This window comes from Nitratireductor sp. GCM10026969, from assembly GCF_042660605.1.
In the GTDB taxonomy this organism is placed as follows: Bacteria; Pseudomonadota; Alphaproteobacteria; order Rhizobiales; family Rhizobiaceae; genus Chelativorans.
In genome coordinates, this window is the sequence record NZ_JBHSUM010000018.1 from 1 (window position 1) to 22999 (window position 22999).

General features: G+C 64.8%; 22 protein-coding genes. 3 read left to right on the forward strand and 19 right to left on the reverse strand.

All coding sequences use genetic code 11. The features are described 5' to 3' along the window. Positions 1-366 (forward strand): hypothetical protein (locus ACFP9U_RS06670; protein WP_378619974.1); only part of this gene is annotated, 366 nt, incomplete at its 5' end. Between the two features lie 57 nt (positions 367-423). Further along, on the forward strand, positions 424-1731 hold the full coding sequence (purB, locus tag ACFP9U_RS06675; protein WP_378619975.1) for an adenylosuccinate lyase: 1308 nt from the start codon (positions 424-426) through the stop codon (positions 1729-1731). Between the two features lie 62 nt (positions 1732-1793). Here purB and glpK read toward each other — a convergent pair whose 3' ends face one another. The 17 genes from glpK to gyrA form a co-directional block, all read right to left on the reverse strand. Continuing rightward, positions 1794-3290: a glycerol kinase GlpK gene (gene glpK / locus ACFP9U_RS06680; protein WP_378619976.1), complete on the reverse strand. Its 1497-nt coding sequence runs from the start codon at positions 3288-3290 to the stop codon at positions 1794-1796. Between the two features lie 84 nt (positions 3291-3374). Continuing rightward, on the reverse strand, positions 3375-5108 hold the full coding sequence (locus ACFP9U_RS06685; protein ID WP_378619978.1) for an ABC transporter substrate-binding protein: 1734 nt from the start codon (positions 5106-5108) through the stop codon (positions 3375-3377). Between the two features lie 160 nt (positions 5109-5268). Beyond that, a complete protein-coding gene (locus tag ACFP9U_RS06690) occupies positions 5269-5550 on the reverse strand; it encodes a DUF2160 domain-containing protein (RefSeq protein ID WP_378619980.1) in 282 nt (93 codons plus the stop codon). A 113-nt stretch (positions 5551-5663) separates the two neighbouring features. Further along, positions 5664-6416, reverse strand: a complete 753-nt coding sequence (locus ACFP9U_RS06695; protein WP_322450523.1) for a carbohydrate ABC transporter permease — start codon at positions 6414-6416, stop codon at positions 5664-5666. Between the two features lie 178 nt (positions 6417-6594). After that, on the reverse strand, positions 6595-7458 hold the full coding sequence (locus tag ACFP9U_RS06700; RefSeq protein WP_378619981.1) for a carbohydrate ABC transporter permease: 864 nt from the start codon (positions 7456-7458) through the stop codon (positions 6595-6597). Then, positions 7455-8531, reverse strand: a complete 1077-nt coding sequence (locus ACFP9U_RS06705; protein ID WP_378619983.1) for an ABC transporter ATP-binding protein — start codon at positions 8529-8531, stop codon at positions 7455-7457. The genes ACFP9U_RS06700 and ACFP9U_RS06705 overlap by 4 nt, the downstream gene beginning before the upstream one ends. Before the next feature lie 10 nt (positions 8532-8541). Further along, positions 8542-9624: an ABC transporter ATP-binding protein gene (locus ACFP9U_RS06710; protein ID WP_378619985.1), complete on the reverse strand. Its 1083-nt coding sequence runs from the start codon at positions 9622-9624 to the stop codon at positions 8542-8544. After that, positions 9608-11188, reverse strand: a complete 1581-nt coding sequence (gene glpD, locus ACFP9U_RS06715; protein ID WP_378619987.1) for a glycerol-3-phosphate dehydrogenase — start codon at positions 11186-11188, stop codon at positions 9608-9610. Before glpD ends, ACFP9U_RS06710 begins: the two co-directional genes overlap by 17 nt. Positions 11189-11275: 87 nt before the next feature. After that, positions 11276-12040, reverse strand: a complete 765-nt coding sequence (locus tag ACFP9U_RS06720; protein ID WP_378619990.1) for a DeoR/GlpR family DNA-binding transcription regulator — start codon at positions 12038-12040, stop codon at positions 11276-11278. Positions 12041-12118: 78 nt separating this feature from the next. Continuing rightward, positions 12119-13249, reverse strand: coding sequence for a tRNA guanosine(34) transglycosylase Tgt (tgt, locus tag ACFP9U_RS06725; RefSeq protein WP_378619991.1), 1131 nt, complete (start codon positions 13247-13249; stop codon positions 12119-12121). Then, positions 13246-14322 carry a tRNA preQ1(34) S-adenosylmethionine ribosyltransferase-isomerase QueA gene (gene queA, locus ACFP9U_RS06730; RefSeq protein WP_378619993.1) on the reverse strand — a complete coding sequence of 359 codons (1077 nt, stop codon included), beginning with the start codon at positions 14320-14322 and terminating at the stop codon, positions 13246-13248. Before queA ends, tgt begins: the two co-directional genes overlap by 4 nt. Positions 14323-14334: 12 nt before the next feature. Then, positions 14335-14724 (reverse strand): hypothetical protein, encoded by a 390-nt coding sequence (locus ACFP9U_RS06735; protein WP_378619995.1) that lies wholly within the window; start codon positions 14722-14724, stop codon positions 14335-14337. Positions 14725-14727: 3 nt separating this feature from the next. Continuing rightward, positions 14728-15201, reverse strand: coding sequence for a peptidylprolyl isomerase (locus tag ACFP9U_RS06740; protein ID WP_378619996.1), 474 nt, complete (start codon positions 15199-15201; stop codon positions 14728-14730). A 17-nt stretch (positions 15202-15218) separates the two neighbouring features. Beyond that, the gene (locus ACFP9U_RS06745) at positions 15219-15803 is read right to left on the reverse strand and encodes a peptidylprolyl isomerase (protein ID WP_378619998.1); all 585 of its coding nucleotides are present in this window, start codon (positions 15801-15803) and stop codon (positions 15219-15221) included. A gap of 25 nt (positions 15804-15828) precedes the next feature. Beyond that, positions 15829-16329 (reverse strand): pantetheine-phosphate adenylyltransferase, encoded by a 501-nt coding sequence (gene coaD, locus ACFP9U_RS06750; protein WP_378619999.1) that lies wholly within the window; start codon positions 16327-16329, stop codon positions 15829-15831. A gap of 48 nt (positions 16330-16377) precedes the next feature. After that, complete coding sequence (locus ACFP9U_RS06755) at positions 16378-16992, reverse strand: LysE family translocator (protein WP_378620001.1); 615 nt, start codon at positions 16990-16992, stop codon at positions 16378-16380. Between the two features lie 403 nt (positions 16993-17395). Next, positions 17396-20185 (reverse strand): DNA gyrase subunit A, encoded by a 2790-nt coding sequence (gene gyrA / locus ACFP9U_RS06760; RefSeq protein ID WP_378620004.1) that lies wholly within the window; start codon positions 20183-20185, stop codon positions 17396-17398. Positions 20186-20392: 207 nt separating this feature from the next. Here gyrA and ACFP9U_RS06765 point away from each other — a divergent pair, with 207 nt between their 5' ends. Further along, positions 20393-21028 (forward strand): MarC family protein, encoded by a 636-nt coding sequence (locus ACFP9U_RS06765; RefSeq protein ID WP_378620007.1) that lies wholly within the window; start codon positions 20393-20395, stop codon positions 21026-21028. 5 nt (positions 21029-21033) lie between these two features. Here ACFP9U_RS06765 and murI read toward each other — a convergent pair whose 3' ends face one another. Continuing rightward, positions 21034-21867, reverse strand: coding sequence for a glutamate racemase (gene murI, locus ACFP9U_RS06770; RefSeq protein WP_378620008.1), 834 nt, complete (start codon positions 21865-21867; stop codon positions 21034-21036). 223 nt (positions 21868-22090) lie between these two features. Then, positions 22091-22873, reverse strand: a complete 783-nt coding sequence (locus ACFP9U_RS06775; protein WP_378620010.1) for an RNA methyltransferase — start codon at positions 22871-22873, stop codon at positions 22091-22093. Positions 22874-22999 lie beyond the last annotated feature (126 nt).

Sequence of the window (22999 nt, forward strand, 5' to 3'; positions counted from 1 at the left end):
GATTTGGCACGGGCGGCGGCGGTTGCCGAACGTTTCGCGCTCGGCGCCCTGATCGCCTTTCCGGCCGCCCTTTTCTTCGCCCGACCGGCCGCGCGCGGCGGCGGCCGGTTTCGGCGCTTCTTGATTTTCCTCCTGCTGCTCGGTTTCGCAACGCTTGGAGCAACGGGGCTCGTCTTCGCGCTTCAGTCCGTGCTGGATGCCGCCTCCTGGCACGGGCATTCCGTCCACCTAGTGGGAATCTGGCTGTTCTACACGGTCCTGGTGGGGCTCTATGAGTTCGCCGTGATCGGTGTGCGGCTCTATTTTCCCTATGGCCTGGCCGCCCTTTTGGCCTTCAGCCTGTGGTTTGCCCTCCGCCCGCGTTGACTTGGGCGACCCGTCTGCTACCACCGCCAACGACTTTTCTTACAGGACAGGCAGACGATGATCCCGCGCTATTCGCGGCCCGAGATGGCCGCCATCTGGTCGCCCGAAACGAAGTTCCGCATCTGGTTCGAGATCGAGGCACACGCCGCCGATGCAATGGCCGAGCTCGGCATCGTGCCCAAGGAAGCGGCGCGGACGATCTGGGAGAAAGGCGGCAAGGCCGACTTCGACATCGACCGCATCGACGAGATCGAGCGCGAGACCAAGCACGACGTCATCGCCTTTCTGACGCATCTGGCCGAAATTGTCGGCCCCGAGGCGCGCTTCGTGCACCAGGGCATGACCTCCTCCGACGTGCTCGACACCTGCTTCAACGTCCAACTCGTGCGCGCGGCCGACATCCTTCTGGCCGACATGGACGCTCTCCTCGCCGCGCTCGAGAAACGCGCCCATGAGCACAAGGACACCATCACCATCGGCCGCAGCCACGGCATCCATGCCGAGCCGACCACCTTCGGGCTGAAGCTGGCGCAGGCTTATGCGGAGTTCGACCGCTGCCGCGCGCGGCTCGTCAACGCGCGCGAGGAGGTCGCCACCTGCGCCATTTCCGGGGCCATCGGCACCTTCGCCAATATCGACCCGCGGGTCGAGGCGCATGTTGCCGAGAAGATGGGCCTGAAGCCGGAACCCGTCTCCACCCAGGTCATCCCGCGTGACCGGCACGCCATGTTCTTCGCCACGCTGGCCGTCATCGCTTCTTCGATCGAGCGGCTGGCCGTCGAGGTTCGCCACCTGCAGCGCACAGAGGTGCTGGAGGCGGAGGAATATTTCTCGCCGGGCCAGAAAGGCTCTTCCGCCATGCCGCACAAGCGCAATCCGGTGCTTTCGGAAAACCTTACCGGGCTTGCCCGCATGGTGCGCGCCTACGCCGTGCCGGCGCTGGAAAACGTGGCGCTGTGGCACGAGCGCGACATCTCCCATTCCTCCGTCGAGCGCATGATCGGACCGGATGCCACGGTGACCCTCGATTTCGCGCTCGCCCGCCTCACCGGCATGATGGAAAAGCTCCTCGTCTATCCGGACGCCATGGAGAAGAACCTCCACCGTTTTCGCGGACTCGTGCACTCGCAGCGCGTGCTTTTGGCGCTCACCCAGGCGGGGGTCAGCCGTGAGGACGCCTACCGGCTGGTGCAGCGCAACGCCATGAAGGTCTGGGAACAGGGCGCCGATTTCCTGGAAGAACTGCTCGCCGACAAGGACGTGCGCGCCGCACTTTCCGAGGACGAAATCCGCGAGAAGTTCGATCTCGGCTACCACACCAAGCACGTGGACACGATCTTCGCGCGGGTGTTCGGGGAGAGATAGCGGCGGCAGGTGCCGCCGCGTTTAATCAGCCATACGGAAAGGCTGGAGACTTGCGCGCGCCCTCATTCCCCGCGCGTCAGCGTGCGGCGCACGGCATCGCGCCAGCCCTTCAGCTTGCGTTCGCGCACCGCCTCGTCCATCCCAGGCGTGAATTGGCGGTCGAGCGCCCAGCGCTCCGCGAAAGCATCCATTCCCGGCCAAACACCCGCACGCGAGCCGGCGAGCCAGGCTGCCCCGAGCGCGGTGGTTTCCAGCACCGTCGGCCGGTCGACCGGCGCGTCGAGGATGTCGGCCAGGCACTGCATGGTCCAGTCGCTCGCGACCATGCCGCCGTCGACGCGCAGGACCTTGGTCTCCGCCCCGTCCGGCCAGTCCTTGCGCATGGCCTCGAGCAGATCGCGCGTCTGGAAGACCACCGATTCCAGCGCGGCGCGGGCGAATTCGGCGGGACCGGTGTTGCGGGTGAGGCCAAAGATCGCCCCGCGCGCCTCGGCGTCCCAGTGCGGCGCACCGAGACCGACGAAGGCCGGTACGAGATAGACGTCCTGGGTGGGATCGGCCGCGTCGGCCAGCGTGCCGGAATCGGCGGCCGTCTCGATGACCTTCAAGCCGTCGCGCAGCCATTGAACGGCCGCGCCGGCGACGAAGATCGAACCCTCCAGCGCGTAGGTCGTCTTGCCGTCGAGGCGATAGGCGATGGTCGTCAGCAGACGGTTTTTCGAGTGCACGAGCGTGTCGCCCGTGTTCAGCACGGCAAAGCAGCCGGTGCCGTAAGTTGATTTCAGCATGCCCGGCTCAAAGCAGGCCTGGCCGATGGTCGCCGCCTGCTGGTCGCCGGCAACGCCCAGAATGGGAATTTCGGCGCCGAAGAGCGCCCTGTCGGTCACGCCGAAATCGTCGGCCGTGTCCTTGACCTCGGGCAGGAGCGCGCGCGGCACGCCGAGGATCGAAAGCAGTTCATCGTCCCATGCGTTCTTGCCGATATCGTAAAGCAGCGTACGCGAGGCGTTCGTCGCATCGGTCACATGTGCGCGCCCGCCGGTCAGCCGCCAGATGAGAAAGGTGTCGATCGTCCCGGCCAGGAGTTCGCCACGCTCCGCGCGCTGGCGCGCGCCGTCCACGTTTTCCAGAAGCCAGGCGAATTTCGTCCCGGAGAAATAGGGGTCGAGCAGAAGGCCGGTTCTGGCCGTGAAGGTCTCTTCCAGCCCCTCTCCCTTCAGCTTCTCGCACAGCGCGGCGGTTCGCCGGTCCTGCCAGACGATGGCGTTGTGCACGGGCTTGCCGGTTTCGCGGTCCCAGATCACCACCGTCTCGCGCTGGTTGGTGATGCCGATGGCGGCGATATCGCTTGCCTCGAGCCCCGTGTCGGCCAGTGCGGCTTTCACCGTCGCCACGACGCTCGTCCAGATGTCCTCCGGGTCGTGCTCGACCCAACCCGAGGCCGGATAGTGCTGCGGGAACTCCTGCTGGCCCGTACCCACGGCTTGCATCTTGTCATCGAAGACAATGGCCCGGCTCGACGTCGTTCCCTGGTCGATGGCCAAGACGAACCCGCTCATGCCTTCCTCCAAACTCTTCATCGCGAAGTGAAGGCGGCCGTCGCCGCCTTCACGGATCGTTGCATGGTATCAAGGCAGCAATGGCTACTGCCAGCGCTTGACGATCTCCTCATAGGCGATGGTTTCGCCCTGAGGCTTTTCGTTTTCGAGCTTCGGCTTCGGCGCGCCGGGCTGGGAAAGCCAGTGTTCGGCGTCCTGCGGCTCGTTGAGGCGCGGGCCACAGCCGCCATAGATGTCGGCCTGCTCGTCGGCCTGCTGCATGCGCGCCATGGTCTGGTCCATCTCCAAGGCTAGGCGATCCATCGCCTCCTGCGGTGTGAAGGCACCGGAATTCACATCGCCGATCTGCTGCCACCAGATCTGCGCCAGCTTCGGATAATCCGGCACGTTGACGCCGGTCGGCGTCCACATCACACGGTCGGGCGAGCGGTAGAACTCGACCAGGCCGCCGAGCTTCGGCGCGCGCTCGGTGAAGGATTCGTGGTTGATGGTCGAATCCCGGATGATGGTGAGACCGACATGGCTCTTCTTGGTGTCCACCGTCTTGGAGGTGACGAACTGGGCATAGAGCCAGGCCGCCTTGCGCCGGTCGACGGGCGTGGAGTTGAAGAGCGTCCAGGAGCCTGCATCCTGATAGCCGATCTTCATGCCCTCTTCCCAATAGGGCCCGTGCGGGGACGGCGCCATGCGCCAGAGCGGATTGCCCTCCTCATCAACCGTGTTGTTGCCCTCGCTCTGCGGCTTCACCATGTCGGCGGTGAAGGCGGTGTACCAGAAGATCTGCTGGGCCACGTTGCCCTGGCTGAGCGCGGGCAGCGACTGATAGAAGTCGAGGCTGGCGGCACCCGGAGGTGCGTATTCGCGCAGCCATTCGTCCCACTTGGCAATCGCGTAGACCGCCGCCGGACCGTTCGCCGCACCGCCGCGTTCGACGGAAGCGCCGGCGGGGTTGCAGGAGCCTTCCTCCATGCGTATGCCCCACTCGTCGACCGGCCGGCCGTTCGGCAGGCCCTTGTCGCCGGTGCCGGCCATGGAGAGCCAAGCGTCGGTCATGCGCCAGCCGAGATCGGGCGCACGCTTGCCGTAGTCCATGTGGCCGTAGACACGCACACCGTCGATCTCCTTCACGTGCTCAGTGAAGAACTCGGCGATGTCCTCATAGGCCGACCAGTTGACCGGAACACCGAGATCGTAGCCGTAGATCTCCTTGAACTGCTCCTGCAGCTCCGGCCGGTCGAACCAGTCCTTGCGGTACCAGTAGAGGTTGGCGAACTGCTGGTCTGGCAGCTGCCAGACCTTGCCGTCCGGGCCGGTGGTGAACGAGATGCCGATGAAGTCCTCGATATCGAGGCCCGGATTGGTGACGTCGGCGCCCTCGCCTTCCATCCAGTCGGTCAGGTTGACCGCGCTCTGCAAACGCGAATGCGTGCCGATCAGGTCCGAATCGTTGACATAGGCATCATAGAGGTTGCGGTTGGTCTGCATCTGCGTCTGCACCGCCTGCACGACCTCGCCTTCGCCGAGGAGCTGGTGGTTGACCGTGATGCCGGTGATCTCCTCGAAAGCCTTCGTAAGGACCTCCGATTCATAGCTGTGCGTCGGGATCGTCTCCGACAGCACGTTGATCTCCATTCCCTGGAAGGGCTCCGCCGCCTGGATGAACCACTCCATCTCGGCGAGTTGCTCCTCCCGGCTCAAGACAGAAGGCTGGAACTCCTCGTCGATCCACCTCTCCGCGGCGGCCATGTCCGCCCAGGCCTGGCCCGAAAAGCCAAGCAGGGCAAAGGCTGCCACCGATACCTTCAAATGCGATCTCATTCTCATTCCTCCCAACAAAAAGTTCTCCTACGGACGTCGTATGTGGCAAGCGCCCCGCCCTCGCGCGGGAGGCGCGCGGTGCTCGCCGGTAGCGCCAGCGGCCACGGTCCGGATCGGTACCGGTTCTCCATATGCCGCAAGCGATTCATGGCCGTCCTCCTCACACCCAGCGGAAGACGGCGACTGCGAAGGCAATCGAAACGATCGTGGCGCCCCAGAGCGAAACGTCGGTAAGGGCCAGCCAGCCCAGATGGATGTAGGCGGTGGCGAGAAGCGAGATAAAAAGCCGATCGCCGCGCGTCGTCTCGAAGCGCAAGACCCCGACGCGCGGGGCCCCTCCAGGCGAGACATACTCCCAGACCATCATGCCGAGGAGCATGAGGGCGATCATGGCGAAGAAGATCGCCGTCTGCCAGGTCCAGGCCATCCATGTGAGATCCATTACCTTCCTCCCTGCCAGAGCAGATCGCTCCCGACTGTGTTCGGCCGAATGGAAAGACCGATGCGAAGGAGCACCATCATCTCAGTTTTCCAGCTCCACCAATCCAACTCCCTTCAGACACGCCCGAGGGCGAAGCCCTTGGCGATGTAGTTGCGCACGAAGTAGATCACGACCGCGCCCGGGATGATCGTGAGAACGCCGGCGGCCGCCAACAGTCCGAGTTCATATCCGGACGTGCTTGCCGTGCGCGTCATGACCGCTGCGATGGGCTTGGCGGCGACCGACGTCAGCGTCTTGGCCAGTAGCAGCTCAACCCAGGAGAACATGAAGCAGAAGAAAGCGGTGACACCGATCCCGGAGGCGATGAGCGGCATGAAGATCTTCACGAAGAAGCGCGGCCAGGAGTAACCGTCGATATAAGCCGTCTCGTCGATCTCCTTCGGCACGCCGGACATGAAGCCCTCCAGGATCCACACTGCCAGCGGGATGTTGAACAGGCAGTGCGCCAGCGCCACGGCCCAGGGCGTGTCGAACAGGCCGATCGCCGAATAGAGCTGATAGAATGGCAGCGCAAAGATCGCCGGCGGTGCCATGCGATTGGTGAGCAGCCAGAAGAACAGGTGCTTGTCGCCCAGGAAGCGGTAGCGCGAGAAGGCGTAAGCGGCCGGGAGCGCTGCCGTGACGGAGATGACCGTGTTTATGAGCACATAGCTGATGGAGCTTATGTAGCCATTGTACCAGACGGGATTGGTGAGGATCTCCTGATAGCTCGCCAGCGTGAAGTTCCGGGGCCACAGGCTGAAGCCGCCGAGGATCTCATTGGTCGTCTTGAACGACATGTTGAGAAGCCAGTAGATCGGCAGCATCAGGAAGATGATGTAGAGCGTGGGCACAACCCACCAGAACGCGCGCCGTCTCCCAGAACGGCGCCGGGCACTTGCCGCTGGCGCGTGGGTTTCAGCGCGATCGACGGACTTGTCTCCGGGGCGGGTTCGCAGAAGCATGGTGCGGTCGCGTGCCGTATCCTGCTTTGCCTGGGACATCTCAGCGCTCCGCGTCATAGTTGGTCATGGCGGTGTAGAAGACCCAGCAGACGAGCAGTGTCATCAGGAAGTAGATGATGCTCATGGCCGCGGCGATGCCCAGGTTGAACTCGCCAAGGGCCGCCTTCACCAGGTCGATGGACAAGAAGGTGGTCGCGTTGCCCGGTCCGCCGCCGGTCAGAACGAAGGGCTCGGTGTAGATCATGAAGGAGTCGATGAAGCGCAGCAGAACGGCGATGGTGAGCACCCGGTTCATCTTCGGAAGCTGTATATAGCGGAAGACGGCGAGCCGCGAGGCGCCGTCGATCTTGGCAGCCTGGTAGTAGGCGTCGGGGATTGAGCGCAGCCCGGCATAGGCGAGCAACACGACCAGCGACGTCCAATGCCAGACATCCATCAGAACGACGGTGATCCAGGCCGAGAGCGGCTGCTGGGTGAAATTATAGTCGATGCCAAGCGCATTGACGGAGTAACCGAGCAGCCCGATCTCAGGCAACGCGAAGATATTCCACATGGCGCCGACGACGTTCCACGGGATCAGGAGCGGCAGCGCCATGAACACAAGGCAGACCGACACCCAAGGGCCGGAACGCGGCATGGCGAGCGCGACGGCGACGCCCAGCGGAATCTCGATGGCGAGAATCAGGAACGTGAACAGGAACTGTCTGGAAAGGGCGGCGTGAAAGCGGGGAGAGGCCAGCACCTCCTCGTACCAGCGCACGCCCTCGAAGAAGAAGACGTTGTTGCCGAAGGTCTCCTGCACCGAGTAGTTGACGACCGTCATCAGCGGGATGACGGCGTTGAACGCCACCAGCGCCAGGACCGGCAGCACCATGAACCAGGCCCTGTTGTTCCAGGTCTTCATGGACGGCCCTCCAGTTCCACGCGCCAGGAATCGGCATAGAGATTAAGATGCGCCGGATCGAAGACGACATGCGGCTCGGCCGGGATCTCCATATCCTCCTTGACGATGGCGGCGATCGTCTCGCCCTCGAGGCTGGCATGAACGATCTTCCGGCGGCCGATGTCCTCCACCTTGGTGATGGATACCGGCATACCCTCGCGACCGAGCCGGACGAACTCGGGCCGGATGCCGAGTTCGATGCGTTCGCCCGACGGCCGCTGCGGGGTGCCGGGCAGCGCCACCGGCCGGCCGCCCACCCGGACCGTGGCGCCATCAAATTCGGCCGGAAGCAGGTTCATTCCCGGCGAGCCTATGAAATAGCCGACAAAGGTGTGGCGCGGATGTTCGAACAGTTCCTCCGGCGTGCCGATCTGGACGATTTCGCCCTCATACATGACCACGACCGTATCGGCGAAGGTAAGCGCCTCCGTCTGGTCATGCGTGACGTAGACCATGGTGCGCCCGAAGCGGCGATGCAGTTCCTTGAGCTGCGTGCGCAGCGTCCACTTCATGTGCGGATCGATGACGGTCAGAGGCTCGTCGAACAGGATGGCGTTGACATCAGGGCGCGCCAGGCCGCGACCCAGCGAGATCTTCTGCTTGTCGTCCGCCGTCAGCCCCTTGGCGCGGCGCTTTGCCCGCTCCTCCAGGCCGGTCATGGCCAGGATCTCGCGCACGCGGCGGTCCACCACGTCCTCCGGAACGCGCCTGTTGCGCAGCGGAAAGGCGAGATTGTCGTAGACGGTCATCGTGTCGTAGACGACCGGGAACTGGAAGACCTGGGCGATGTTGCGCTCTTCCGTCGGCAGATCGGTCACATCCAAGGTATCGAAGTGGATTTCGCCCTCGCTCGGCCTGAGAATGCCGGAAATGATGTTGAGCAGCGTGGTCTTGCCGCAGCCGGACGGGCCGAGCAGCGCATAGGCGCCGCCATCCTCGAAGACGTGGTCCACCCTTTTCAGCGCGTAGTCGGCATCGCTCGCCGGGTTGGGCGTGTAGGAATGACGGATGTCCTTCAGTGTCAGCCGTGCCATCCGATCCTCCTCATGCGGCCCTCGCGCGATGGGTCGCGGCGCTGCGCCCGGAGGCGTCGAAGACGAGCAGATGCCGCGTATCGAGATAGACCGTAAGTTTTTCACCACCGCTCACGCGGTGCACGCCTTCCTCCAGCATCACCCATGGATTGCCGGTGTAATCGAGGTGGACGAAGCTCTCCGAGCCGGTGATCTCCGTCACCGTCACGCGCGCATCGAGCGCTATGGCGCCCTGTCCGCGCGGTTCCAGCGAAAGGTGGTGTGGGCGAAAGCCCAGCGTGTAGACCGCGTCACGCAGGTCCGACAGCGCCGGCGGGACCGGCAGTCCACCGACGCCGTCGAGCAGGAACCGGCTCTGCTTCTTTTCCACCTCGATCGTGTTGAGCGGCGGATCCGAAAAGGTCCGCGCCGTCAGCAGATCGGCCGGGTTGCGGAACACCTCGATCGTGGGCCCGAACTGGGTTACGCGGCCCTCGCTCAAGGTCGCCGTCTTGCCGCCGAGCAGCAGGGCCTCGCTCGGCTCGGTGGTCGCGTAAACGAAGATGGCGCCGGACTCTGCGAAGATGCGCGGCAACTCGGCACGCAACTCCTCGCGCAGCTTGTAGTCGAGATTGGCGAGCGGCTCGTCGAGAAGCACGAGACGGGCGTTCTTGACGATGGCGCGGGCAAGTGCGGTGCGCTGCTGCTGGCCGCCGGAAAGCTCGAGCGGCTGCCGGTCGAGATAGGGCGTGAGCCGCAACATCTCCGCGGCTTCGCGGACCTTGCGGTCGAGCGTCGCGCGATCGGTGCCGGCGACGCGCAGCGGCGAGGCAATGTTCTCGTAGACCGTCATGGACGGGTAGTTGATGAACTGCTGGTAGACCATGGCCACGCTGCGCCTCTGCACCGGCACGCCGGTGACATCGGCGCCGTCCATGTGCACCGTTCCCGCTGTTGGCTGGTCGAGCCCCGCCATCAGCCGCATCAGGCTCGTCTTGCCGGCAAGCGTGGGACCGAGAAGCACGTTCAGCGAGCCCGCCTCCAGCGCGAGCGAGACATCGCTGATGTGCCGCTCGCCCGAGACGGTCTTGGAGACGTCACGAAGCTCCAGCACGACGTTTTCCTCCCCTGCTTGCGCGCCTTCGCGGGGCCGCCGCGCGCGTTTCCTCTGTTCGCACGGCACCGAGATCGCGCATGAAAGCGTCCACCGCCTTGGCCTCCTCGCGTGTTAGCCGCAGCCCGCGCTTGGTGCGCCGCCACAGCACATCTTCGCCGGTGCACGCCCATTCGCGCGCTGCGAGATAGCGCAATTCCGCCTCGAAGACATCCGCGCCGAAATGACGGCCGAGATCACCCGGCCCCGCCGCTTGCTCCAGAATATCACGCGCCAGCGTTCCGTACAGCCGGGCGAGACGGCGGGCGTGGCGACCCTCGAGGAAGGGATATGCACGCAGCAACTCCGCGACATGATCGTCGAACGCCGTCACGGCGAAACCGCCGCCGGGCAGCGGCGCATCGGCCGTCCACGGGCTGCCCCGCGCACCCAGAACCTCTGCGATCTCGTCAAGCGCCGACTCGGCGAGCCGCCGGAAGGTGGTGATCTTGCCGCCGAAGACATGCAGCACGGGGGCGCCCGCCGCGCTGTCGGTCTTCAGCACATAATCGCGCGTGGCCTCCTGAGCCTTGCTGGCGCCGTCATCGAACAGCGGCCGCACGCCGGCGAAGCTCCAGACGATGTCGGCGGGCGACACCTGCTCGGCGAAATATTCGCTGGCGGCCGCGCAGAGATAGTCGATCTCCGCCTTGCTTATTTCGGCGTCTGCGGGGTCGCCCTCGAAATCCTGGTCGGTGGTGCCGATCAGCGTGAACTCTTCCTCATAGGGAATGGCGAAGAAGATGCGCCCGTCGGCGTTCTGGAAGAAGAAGGCACGCGGGTCGTCGAACTTGCGGGGGATGACGACATGGCTGCCTTTCACCAGGCGCACATTGTGCGCCGTGTTGCGTCCGAGGGCGCCGGAAATCACCTCGTCGACCCAGGGGCCGGCCGCGTTGATCACCATCCTGGCGCGTACTTCCCCCTGCGCCCCATTCTCCAGGTCGCGCAAGGTGAGGCGCCATATCCCTTCTTCGGCACGCGCTCCGACAACCTTCGTGCGCGTGCGGATCTCCGCACCCTTCTCCTTTGCGTCCATGGCGTTCAGGACGACCAACCGCGCGTCGTTGACCCAGCAGTCGGAATATTCGAAGGCGCGCCGATAGTTCGCCCTGAGCGCCTTGCCGGCGGGGTCGCTGCGCAGGTCGAGCGTGCGTGTGGGCGGCAGGAGCTTTCGCCCGCCGATATGGTCATACAGGAAAAGGCCGAGGCGGATGAGCCAGCCGGGGCGCAGGCCCTTGTGCAGGGGCAGGATGAAGCGCATCGGCCAGATGATGTGCGGTGCGTTGCGCCACAGAACCTCGCGCTCCATTAGCGCCTCGCGCACAAGGCGGAACTCGTAATATTCCAGATAGCGCAGGCCGCCATGGATGAGCTTGGTGGAGGCGGACGAGGTGCCGCTGCCCAGATCCTTCATCTCGGCGAGCGCGACCGAATAGCCGCGTCCTGCGGCATCCCTGGCGATGCCACAGCCGTTTATGCCCCCGCCGATGACGAACAGGTCGTGGACCGGACTGTCGCCCAATGAATCCTCCCGAAACGAGCGTCATGCCTCCCGTAAAAGCGAAACTAAAACGAAAATATTGCGAATGTCAAAGGAATACAGCGGCCGTCAGGGGAAGGCCTCGAGGAGGCGCACGCCGGCATCGCGGCAGATCTCTCCGAAGGCCGTGCTTGGACAGCGGTCGGTGATGAAGGTGTGGACCTGCGAAACATGGCCGATGCGCACCGGCGCACTGCGTTCGAACTTGGTGGAATCGGAGACCAGGATGACATGGCGCGCGTTGGCGATGATGGCCTGGGCGACCTTCACCTCGCGGAAATCGAAATCGAAGAGCGCTCCATCCTCATCGATCGCCGAAACGCCGATCACCGCGTAGTCCACCTTGAACTGGCGAATGAAATCGACCGCCGCCTCGCCCACGATGCCACCGTCGGAACCGCGCACGACACCGCTGGCGATGATCACCTCAAAGGCGGGATAGACCCGCATCCTGTTGGCAACATTGATGTTATTGGTGATCACCATCAGGTCGCTGTGGTCGAGGAGCGCATCGCTGACAGCCTCGGTGGTGGTCCCGATATTGATGAAGAGGGATGCCTTGTCGGGGATGAGGCCGGCGGCGGCGCGGCCGATTGCACGCTTTTCTTCGGCCGCAAGCTCGCGCCGCGCCTCGTATTCCATGTTCTCGACGCCCGAGGGCAGGAGCGCCCCGCCGTGGATGCGCGTCAACAGCCTCTGTTCGCACAGGTCGTTGAGATCCTTGCGGATCGTCTGCGGCGTGACCCGGAAACGCTCGGCCAGATCGTCGACCACGACGCGCCCGTACTCCTTGGCGAGCTGAAGGATTTCCTCATGGCGTGGGGCGAGAAACATGTCTTCCCGGCTTTCGTTTTTCTTTTTTATAGCAGAAACGAAAATCGGGGAAAGGGGCGTGCAGCAGTGCTTCAGGTTTTACAAAGCCGGCAAATCGCCGCGCGCCCATTCATCCTGGATTTCTGCGGCGCGCTCGGACAGCCGCCCCGCTTCGATCGCCGCCCGTATATCGGCCATGAGGCTTTGATAATAGGCGAGATTGTTCCAGGTGAGCAGCATGGCACCGAGCGCCTCGCCGGACTTCACCAGGTGGTGAAGATAGGCACGGGAATAGTCGCGCGCTGCCGCGCAGTCGCTTTCCTCGTCCAGCGGGCGCGGGTCGTCGGCGTGGCGCGCATTCTTCAGATTGACCTTGCCGCGCCGCGTATAGGCGAGCCCATGGCGCCCTGCCCTGGTCGGCATCACGCAGTCGAACATGTCGATGCCGCGTGCCACCGATTTCAGGATATCGTCGGGCGTGCCCACGCCCATCAGATAGCGCGGCTTGTTCGCCGGCAGCGCCGGGCATGTCGCATCGAGAATCTCGAGCATCGTTTCCTGCGGCTCGCCGACCGCTAGTCCGCCCACCGCATAGCCTTTGATATCCATGGTGGAGAGTGCGGACGCCGAGCGTGCCCTGAGGCGCAGGTCGACGCCGCCCTGCACGATGCCGAACATCGCCTTGCCCGGCTGATCGCCGAAGGCCGCCTTGCAGCGCTCCGCCCAGCGCAGCGAAAGCTCCATGGCGCGCTCGACCTCGTCGCGCGCCGCGGGCAGGCGCACGCACTCGTCGAGCTGCATCTGGATGTCCGAATCGAGCAGACCCTGGATCTCGATGGAGCGTTCCGGCGACATTTCGAAGACCTGCCCGTCCACATGCGAGCGGAAGGTCACACCTTTCTCCCGCACCTTTCTGAGCGCGGCGAGCGACATGACCTGGAAGCCGCCGGAATCGGTCAGGATCGGATAGGGCCAGCGGGCGAAGTCGTGCAGCCCGCCGAGCCGGGCGACCCGCTCCGCGCCGGGCCTCAGCATCAGGTGATAGGTGTTGCCCAGGATGATGTCGCTGCCAAGCGCCCGCACCTGGTCCATATACATGGCCTTGACCGTGCCGCCGGTGCCCACCGGCATGAAGGCCGGGGTGCGCACCGTGCCGCGCGGCATGGAAATCTCGCCACGCCGGGCCGCGCCGTCCTCGGCCAGCACGCGGAATGTGAATGTCTCGCTCACCTGTCGTCCCTGAAAAGCAGGCTGGCATCGCCGTAGGAATAGAAGCGGTAGCCCTCATCGATGGCATGCCGGTAGGCCGCCTTCATCGTCTCCAGGCCGCTGAAGGCCGAAACCAGCATGAAAAGTGTCGAGCGGGGCAGATGGAAGTTCGTCATCAGGATATCGACCGCGCGGAATCGGTAGCCCGGCGTGATGAAGATGTCCGTCTCGCCGGACCAGCCGGCAAGCTCGCCCGTCTCCATGGCGGCGCTCTCAAGGAGGCGCAGCGATGTCGTGCCTACGGCGACGACGCGCGCGCCCCTCGCCCGCACGGCATTGAGCGCGGTTGCGGTCTCGCTGTCCACCTCTCCCCATTCCGCGTGCATCCTGTGCGCCTCGGTGTCTTCCGCCTTCACCGGCAGGAAGGTGCCGGCCCCCACATGAAGCGTCACGAAGTGGCGCTCGATGCCTGCGGCGTCCAGGGCGCCAAACAGTTCCCGCGTGAAGTGCAGCCCGGCGGTGGGTGCGGCGACAGCGCCCTCCTCGCGGGCATAAACGGTCTGATAGTCGGCGCGGTCCCGCTCGTCGTCAGAACGTTTCGAGGCGATATAGGGCGGCAGCGGCATATGGCCGGCCGCGGCGATCGCCTCGTCCAGCACGGGGCCGGAAAAATCGAAGACGAGCAGCGCCTCTCCGCCCTCGCCCTTTTCCGCGACCGTCGCCTCAAGCGTGCCAAGGAAACAGCTCTCTCCGTCATGGCCGAACTGGATGCGCTCACCGACCGCGACGCGCTTAGCCGGCTTCAGGAAAGCCTTCCAGCGATCCGGTCCGACGCGCATATGCAGCGTCGCCTCGATATGGGCGACCGCCTCGCCGCGCCGGCGGATGCCGGAAAGGCGAGCCGGAATGACCTTGGTATCGTTGAAGACCAGCGCATCGCCGGGCTGAAGCAGCCCAGGCAGGTCGCGCACGGTCGCGTCTTCCAGGGTTTCGCCGGGGCGCACCACCAGAAGCCGTGCAGAATCGCGCGGGCTGGCGGGCCTCAGCGCAATCCGCTCTTCGGGCAGATCGAAATCGAAAAGCTCGACACGCACGATACTCTCGCCCTATGGCCCGGTGCAGGTGAGCGCCCAGGCGCCCTCGCCTGTAATACGCAGCGTGCCGGCCATCGCCATGTCCCGTTCTTCTGCGGCCGAGAAGAGCCTGAGCTCGGCAACCACCCGCTCGACATTGGGATCGGTGAAGTCGACCCGCAACGCGCCCGCTTCGCGAAAAGCCTGGCCGACGGCGATTGCGGTTTCGCCGCCTCCATCGAGTGCCCACCGCGCGCCGTTCGCCTCGATTTCCGCACCGACCACCGCCAGCACCGGCAGGCTGCCGATTGTCAGTTTCACCGACACATCAGCATCCGGCGCCGTGCATTCAAGGCTGCCGGTCGCCGAAGCCGACCCTACCGCGGCGATGGAGATCGCAAGTGCGGCGGCAAGCCGTCTCATCGATCAAAGGTCCGCCGCCACGCGCATGGAGACGATGGTGTCGGGCTCGCGCACCGGCTCGCCGCGCTTGATCTTGTCGACATTGTCCATGCCCTCGATCACCTGGCCCCAGGCCGAGTACTGCCGGTCGAGCCACGGTGCCCGGTCGAAGCAGATGAAGAACTGCGAATTGGCAGAGTTCGGGTTCTGGGAGCGCGCCATCGAGCAGGTACCCCGCTCATGCGCGGTGTTGGAGAACTCGGCCTTGAGGTCCGGCTTGTCCGAGCCGCCCGTACCCGTGCCCGTCGGGTCGCCGGTCTGCGCCATGAAGCCGTCGATGACGCGGTGGAAGACCACCCCGTCGTAAAAGCCCTCGCGCGAAAGCGCCTTGATGCGCTCCACATGGGCTGGAGCCACGTCCGGGAGAAGCTGGATGACCACCTTTCCCTTTGTGGTTTCCATGACGATGGTGTTTTCGGGATCCTTGATATCGGCCATGAGACGCTTCTTTCCTCTTATTCGTCTGCCGCGATGTAGACGCGTTCCATCCGGTCGGGGTCTTCGACCGAACCGTTGCGGGCGGGATCGCCCTTCTTGAGTTGGTCGACATGCTCCATGCCGGTTTCCACCTGGCCCACCACGGTGTAGCTGCCGTTCAGGTGTTGCGCCGGCGCGAACATGATGAAGAACTGGGAATTGGCCGAGTTCGGGTCCTGAGCCCGTGCCATGCCGACCGTGCCGCGCTCGAAGGGCGCGTCGGAGAACTCCGCCGGCAGGTCGGGATGCGCCGAGCCGCCGGTGCCCGCCCTTTGCGGGTCGAAACCGTTCTCCATGTCGCCGAATTCCACGTCGCCGGTCTGGGCCATGAAACCGTCGATCACCCGGTGGAAGGCGACGTTGTCATATTCGCCGGCGCGCGCGAGCTGCTTGATGCGCTCCACATGCTGGGGCGCCAGGTCGGGGCGCAGCGCGATTTCCACCTCGCCGCTCTCCAATTCGATCACCAGCGTGTTCTCCGGCTCGGCGGCTTGCGCGGCCGACAGGGTCATGAAAAGGCCGGCGGCAAGGCAGAACGGGGCGGCGAAATTCAACGGGCGCATCGCGGTCTCTCCGGAAATATGGTCTTCAACGGGTGAATTTGGCCTTCAGCGCACCGGCGACAACCGCCGGAACGAAAGGCGTGATGTCCCCGCCCATGGATGCGATCTGCCGCACGAGCGTGGCGGTGATGGTGCGCACCGAGGGGCTTGCCGGCAGGAACACCGTCTGCAGGTCGGGCGACATGGTCTCGTTCATGCCGGCCATCTGCATTTCGTAGTCGAGGTCGGTTCCGTCGCGCAGGCCCCTTATGATGATGGAGGCACCGTTATTGCGGGCGGCATCGACGACGAGATTGTCGAAGGCCACCACCTTGATGCGGTCGGCATCGCCCCCGAGATCGCTCGCCGCCCACCGCTCGATGAGGTCGACGCGCTCCTCATAGGAAAAGAGCGGCTTTTTTCCGTGGTGGACGCCGATCCCGACGACGATCGTGTCCGCCACCGTAAGAGCCGCCTTCAGGACATCCAGGTGGCCATTGGTGAGCGGGTCGAAGGAGCCGGCATAGAAGGCTGTGCGCTTTGTCATGGCCGGAGCTTTAGCCCGCTTCGCCGGTCAAGGCAATTCACCGGCCCTTCAACGCCGCGACAGCGCCAGCCAGAGACCACCGCCGATCAGACAGCTTCCGGCGATGCGCTCGGCCAGTTTCACGCGCGCCCGGGTGAGGCGCGCCCCGGCCCCGCCGGCGGCGAAGGCATAGAGCGAATCGCACACGGTCGCCACGCCCATGAAGATCGCGCCCAAAAGCACCGTCTGCCAGACGGCCCCGCCCGCCGGATCGATGAACTGCGGAATGAAGGCGCCGAAGAAAAGGAGCGCCTTGGGGTTCGACCAGATGACAACGAACCCCTGCAGGACGAAGGACCGGCCGGCCGGCTGGGCCGCCGCCGGCTGGAGGGACGAACCCCCCGAGCGCCACATTCGGATGCCGAGCCATATGAGGTAGGCCGCTCCGACCAGCCGCAGGATCTCGAAAACACTGCCCATTGCGCCGACGATCGCCGCAAGGCCGAACGCCAGCACCGCGATCATCAGTGCAAGGCCGATCTGCGTGCCCAGAACATTGAGCAGGCCTGCGCGCGCGCCGTGGCGTATCGAATTCGCCACGATCACCGTGACCGACGGCCCCGGCACGACGACGATCGCCACGCAGGCGGCGATATAGGAGAGCATGGCGGCATATTCGGGCATCAGCGCGTTCCTCACGTCCATGCAGGGACAAAGCCACAGCCGCGGAGCGAAGACAAGATGGAGCGTATAAGCATGCGGTGATCCCGCATGAACACAGGATATATGGCCTGTTCAGTCGATGTTAGCACCGGCCTGTCATTATCGCGGTCGTGGGGGCGTGGCCATGAAACCAAAACGAGTCCTCGCCCGTTACTGCGCAAAAGGAGCCAGACCGATGCTGATCTTTACCCTCGCAGCCACGATGACCCTCACAATGCTGATCGCCACCGCCTTCGGCCTCCGCCATGAAGCGCAGCGCGACCCGTCAAAAGGCCGGATCGTCAGCGTCCCCGCCGATGACGGTCGAACCGAAACATACGGGCCCACCTGCTCAAGTCCGAGCCCTTTCACGCCCTAACACCCCCTAGGTGTTGCCCTCTTGTCCCTGCGGCGGACCGGCTTCCGGCGCGGGGGAAACGGCCTCGCCCGTCTCGTCCTCTCCGTTCTGCGGCTCGGAGATCCGCTCGACGGAGACGACACGCTCGCCCTGGGCCGTGTTGAAGATGGTCACGCCCTTGGTCGCGCGGCTGGCGATGCGGATCCCGGTGACCGGTACGCGAATCACCTGCCCCGCGTTCGAGACCAGCATGATCTGATCCTCCGGTGCCACCGGGAAGGCGGCGATCAGCGCACCGATTTCCTCACGCTTCGACACGTCGGTTGCCCGGATGCCCTTGCCGCCACGGCCGATGACACGGAAATCATAGGAAGACGAACGCTTGCCATAGCCCAGTTCGCTGACGGTGAGCACCAGTTGCTCGCGCGCCCTCAGTTCCTCGTAGCGCTCGGGCGACAGAACGGTCTCTTCGCCCACATCCTCGTTGGTGAGCGCAATTTCATCCTCCTCGCCGCCATTGGCGAGCCGGCGCTCGGCCGCGGCCTGCTTGAGATAGGCTGCACGTTCGGCCGGTGTCGCCTCGACATGGCCGAGGATCGCCATCGAAATGATCCGGTCGCCGTCGGGCAGGTTGATGCCGCGCACGCCGATGGAGTTGCGCCCGGCAAAGACGCGCACGTCGGTGACGGCAAACCGGATGCACTGGCCGGAAGCGGCAGTCAGCAGCACGTCGTCGTCTTCTGTGCAGGTATAGACGCCGAGGATTTCGTCGCTCTCCTCCTCCAGCTTCATGGCGATCTTGCCGTTGCGGTTCACCTGCGTGAAGTCGGACAGCTTGTTGCGCCGGACCGTTCCGCGCGTGGTGGCGAACATCACGTCCAGCGCGCCCCAGCTCTCTTCGTCCTCGGGGAGCGGCATGATGGAGGTGATGCGCTCGCCCTCCTGCAGCGGCAGCATGTTGCGCAGGAACTTGCCGACCGATTGCGGCGTGCCCACCGGCAGGCGCCAGACCTTCTCTTTGTAGACGATGCCGCGCGAGGAGAAGAAGAGGATCGGTGTGTGCGTGCTGGCGACGAACAGGCGGGTGACGAAATCCTCGTCCTTGGTCGACATGCCCGAGCGGCCCTTGCCGCCACGCGCCTGCGCCCGATAGATCGAGAGCGGCACGCGCTTGATGTAGCCCTTGTGGGTGACGGTAACGACCATGTCCTCGCGCTGGATCAGGTCCTCGTCTTCCATGTCGGCGCCGCCGTCGGTGATCTCGGTGCGCCGGGGCGTGCCGAACTCGTCGCGCACGGCGGTGAGTTCGTCCTTGACCATCTGCTGGATGCGCGCTCGCGAGGACAGGATTTCGAGGTAATCCTTGATCTGGGCGCCGATCTTGTTCAATTCGTCGGCGATTTCGTCGCGGCCGAGTGCTGTGAGGCGCTGCAGGCGCAGGTCCAGGATGGCGCGGGCCTGCTCCTCGGAAAGGTTGTAGGTCCCGTCCTCGTTCACCTTGTGGCGCGGATCGGCGATGAGCGTGATCAGCGCCTCCACCTCATGTGCCGGCCAGCGCCGCTCCATGAGCTGGTCGCGCGCCGTCTGCGGATCCGGTGCGCGGCGGATCAGATTGATGACCTCGTCGATATTGGCCACGGCGATGGCGAGGCCCACCAGCACATGCGCCCGATCGCGGACCTTGCGGAGGAGATATTTCGTGCGCCGGCTGACCACGTCTTCGCGGAAGGCGACGAAGGCACGCAGGACGTCGAGCAGCGTCATCTGCTCCGGCTTGCCGCCGTTGAGCGCCACCATGTTGGTGCCGAAGGAGGTCTGCAGCGGCGTGAACCGATAGAGCTGGTTGAGCACCACATCGGCGTTGGCGTCGCGCTTCAGTTCCACGACCACGCGATAGCCCTGCCGGTCGCTTTCGTCGCGGATATCGGAGATGCCCTCGATGCGCTTGTCGCGCACGAGCTCGGCCATCTTCTCGATCATCTGCGCCTTGTTGACCTGGTAAGGCACCTCGCTGACGATAATCGCTTCGCGCTCGCCGCGGATCTGCTCGATCTCGGCCTTGCCGCGCATGATGACGGAGCCGCGCCCGGTCGAATAGGCGCTGTGAATGCCCGAACGGCCGAGAATGATGCCGCCGGTCGGAAAGTCCGGCCCCGGGATGATTTCCATGAGGCGCGAAAGCTCGATCGCCGGATCGTCGATCAGCGCCACGCAGCCATCGATCACTTCTGCCAGATTGTGCGGCGGAATATTCGTCGCCATGCCGACGGCGATGCCGCCGGAGCCGTTCACCAGAAGATTGGGAAAGCGCGCCGGAAGCACATCCGGCTCCTGCGCCGCACCGTCATAGGTGTCGCGCCAGTCGACCGTTTCCTTGTCGATGTCTTCCAGAAGCTCGTGCGCGCCCTTGGTCAGCCGCGCCTCGGTGTAGCGCATGGCCGCCGGCGGATCGCCGTCGATCGAGCCGAAATTGCCCTGCCCGTCGATCAGCTGCAGGCGCATGGACCAGGGCTGCGCCATGCGCACCAGGGCGTCGTAGATCGCCGCGTCGCCGTGGGGATGGTACTTACCCATCACGTCGGCAACGGGGCGCGCCGACTTCACGTATTTGCGGTTCCAGTGATAGCCGCTCTCGTGGGAGGCGTAGAGAATGCGCCGGTGCACGGGCTTAAGCCCGTCACGCACATCCGGCAGTGCCCGGCTCACGATCACGCTCATGGCGTAATCGAGATAGGAGCGCTGCATTTCCTCGATGATCGAGATAGGTTCGATGTCGTCGGGCTCGTCCGGCCCGCGCGGCGTCGTCTGGTCAGTCAAAACGGATCACATCAGCTCTGAGAATCATGCATTCCTTATATAGGAAGTGAGGCGCAGACTCCAAACGCACGCAATCAATATTCACCGCAGAAATGATACGAAAATTCAACGAGATATGAGCTTCATTCGCACACGCAGCATCAGTTTCGCCGAAGCCGGTGCCGCACTGCGGCAAAATCACGCCGCAAAAAGGGGAAAAAGCCGCCGATGCCGCCTTTCGACGCCTTCCTGAACGCCTTCGTGACGCTCCTGGTCACGGTGGATCCGGCGGGGCTGGCGCCGCTCTTCCTTGCCGTCACGGCCGGCATGAACCGCGTTGAGCGCAATCAGGTGGCGGTGCGGGCGAGCGTCATCGGCCTCGGCGTGCTTCTCCTCTTCGCGCTTGCCGGCAGCGCGATCCTCTCTGTCCTGGGAATCACGCTTCCCGCCTTCCGCATCGCCGGTGGCCTGCTTCTCTTCTACATCGCCTTCGAAATGATCTTCGAGCGCCGCCAGGAACGGCATGAACGAAGCGCCGAACGGGCGATTACGCAAGACATGATCCGCAACGTCGCGGTCTTTCCCCTCGCCATCCCCCTGATCGCCGGGCCGGGCGCGATCTCGGCGGCGGTGCTGCTTTCGGGCGGCTTCAGCGGCCCCCTCGCCCAGGCCGCGCTTTCGCTCATCATCGCCGTGGTGATCGCCGTCACCTATCTCGTCTTCGTGCTGGCCGACCGCATCGATGCGGTTCTCGGCGAGACCGGCCGCTCCATCCTCACCCGCCTGCTCGGGCTCGTCCTGGCCGCGCTTGCCGTGCAGTTCGTCGCCGATGGGATCGAGGCGTTCGTTGCAGGTGCGGCCTGAGGCACCTAGCCGGGTTCTCCCGCCTCCGGCATGGCCACTTCATCCAGCGAAAAGCCGAAGCCGGAAATGAGCCGGCGCAGGGGTGGCAGCGCTTGCCCGGAGGTGAAGACAGCGATGTCCCGAACCGGCATTTTGCGCGGCGGCGGCAGGGTGACGGCGAGCGACAGGGCGCGGCGGGCGATCGCCTCGGATGTATCGATCCAGTCCACCGGCCACGGCGCGGTCTTGCGCATGCGGTTGACCAGGAAGGGATAGTGCGTGCAGGCCAGCACCACGATATCGGTGCGCCGCCCCTCATGTTCCACGAAACAGGGCGCGATCTCCGCACGCACCGCGTCCTCGTCGACGAACCCCTCGCGCATATATTGCTCGGCAAGCCGGGCGAGATTTTCGCTGCCCACCAGGCGCACGTGGCACTTCGCGGCATAGGCGCTGATGAGGTCGCGCGTATATTGCCGCCGCACCGTTCCCGGCGTGGCAAGCACCGAGACCAGCCCGGAGCGGGTGCGCTCGGCCGCCGGCTTGATCGCCGGCACCGTGCCGACGAAAGGTTGGTCGGGAAAGGCCGCGCGCAGGTCCGCAATCGCCAGCGTGGAGGCAGTGTTGCAGGCAATCACAACGAGCGCCGGGGAGAAGCGAGCAATCAGTTCCCCGAACAAGGCGACGAGCCGCGCCCTGAGCGCATCTTCCTCCCACGCGCCATACGGGAAGGCGGCGTCATCCGCCACATAGACATACGCGTGCTCGGGCAGGAGCACCCGCGCTTCCTTCACCACCGACAGGCCGCCGATGCCCGAATCGAAGAAAAGGATCGGGCCGTTCCTCGCCTGCTCCGGCATCATGACGCGCGAAACGGACGCAAAGACCGCACTCTACGTCGCGTGTCTGCCTCGCGTGTTTCGTCATCCCGGCCAAGGGAGCGCAAGCGCCCGCGAGCCGGGATCCATTCCGTGACGCGTCCAAGTTCCGGAATGGATCCCGGACAGCCTCCGCATCCGCTCCGGCTTCCGGGATGACGAGGCGAGACGGGGAAAGTGTCCGGCCATTCGACACGCTCAGAAATCATTCCCTCACCCCGCCCTTCGGCTTCCTTGGCGAGAACTTCTCCAGAGACGTCAGCACGCCGCGCAGCACGGCGAGTTCCTCCACCGTGAAGCCCGGCCGCGTGAAGAGCGCGCGCAGATTGTCCATCATCTTCGGCTTCTTGTCCTCGGTGCGGAAATAACCGCGCTCGGAAAGCACGTGGTCGAGATAGCCCATCAGGCTCTCCAGATGCTCTTTCGTCGCCGGCGTCTGTTCGGGCGGCTTCGGCAGCACCGCGCCCTGAGGGGCCGATTGCATCCATTCATACGACATGAGCAGCACGGCCTGGGCGATATTCAGCGAAGCAAAGGCCGGATTGACCGGGAAGGTGACGATCTCGTCGGCCATCGCCACCTCCTCGTTGGTCAGCCCCCAGCGCTCGCGGCCGAACAGGATCCCGGTCTTCTGGCCGCCTTCATGGCGCGCGCGCAGATCGGTCGCCGCCTCCACCGGCCCGCGCACCGGCTTGAAATTGTCGCGCGGCCGGGCGGTGGTCGCGTGCACGAAATTGAGGTCGGCGACCGCCTCGGCGAGATCGCCATAAACTTTCACGGCATCGATCACATGGTCGGCGCGGCTGGCAGCCGCGCGCGCCTTCTCGTTGGGCCAGCCGTCGCGCGGATTGACGAGGCGCAATTCCGCCAGGCCGAAATTGGCCATGGCGCGCGCCACCATGCCGATATTCTCGCCCAGTTGCGGCTCGACCAGGATGATCGCCGGGCCGTCCGCGAGCATTTCGCGCTGTTTGTCTGTCCCTGCCATGACGCTGCTGTTAGCCGCTTCCGCGCATCTGGTAAAGCGGCGTATCCGGCGCCTTTGCCAAGCAGCGCGGCGATGCTATAGGGGCGCCACTTCCTGAAATCAGGTCAGTCGGCGGCCATGCCCGCC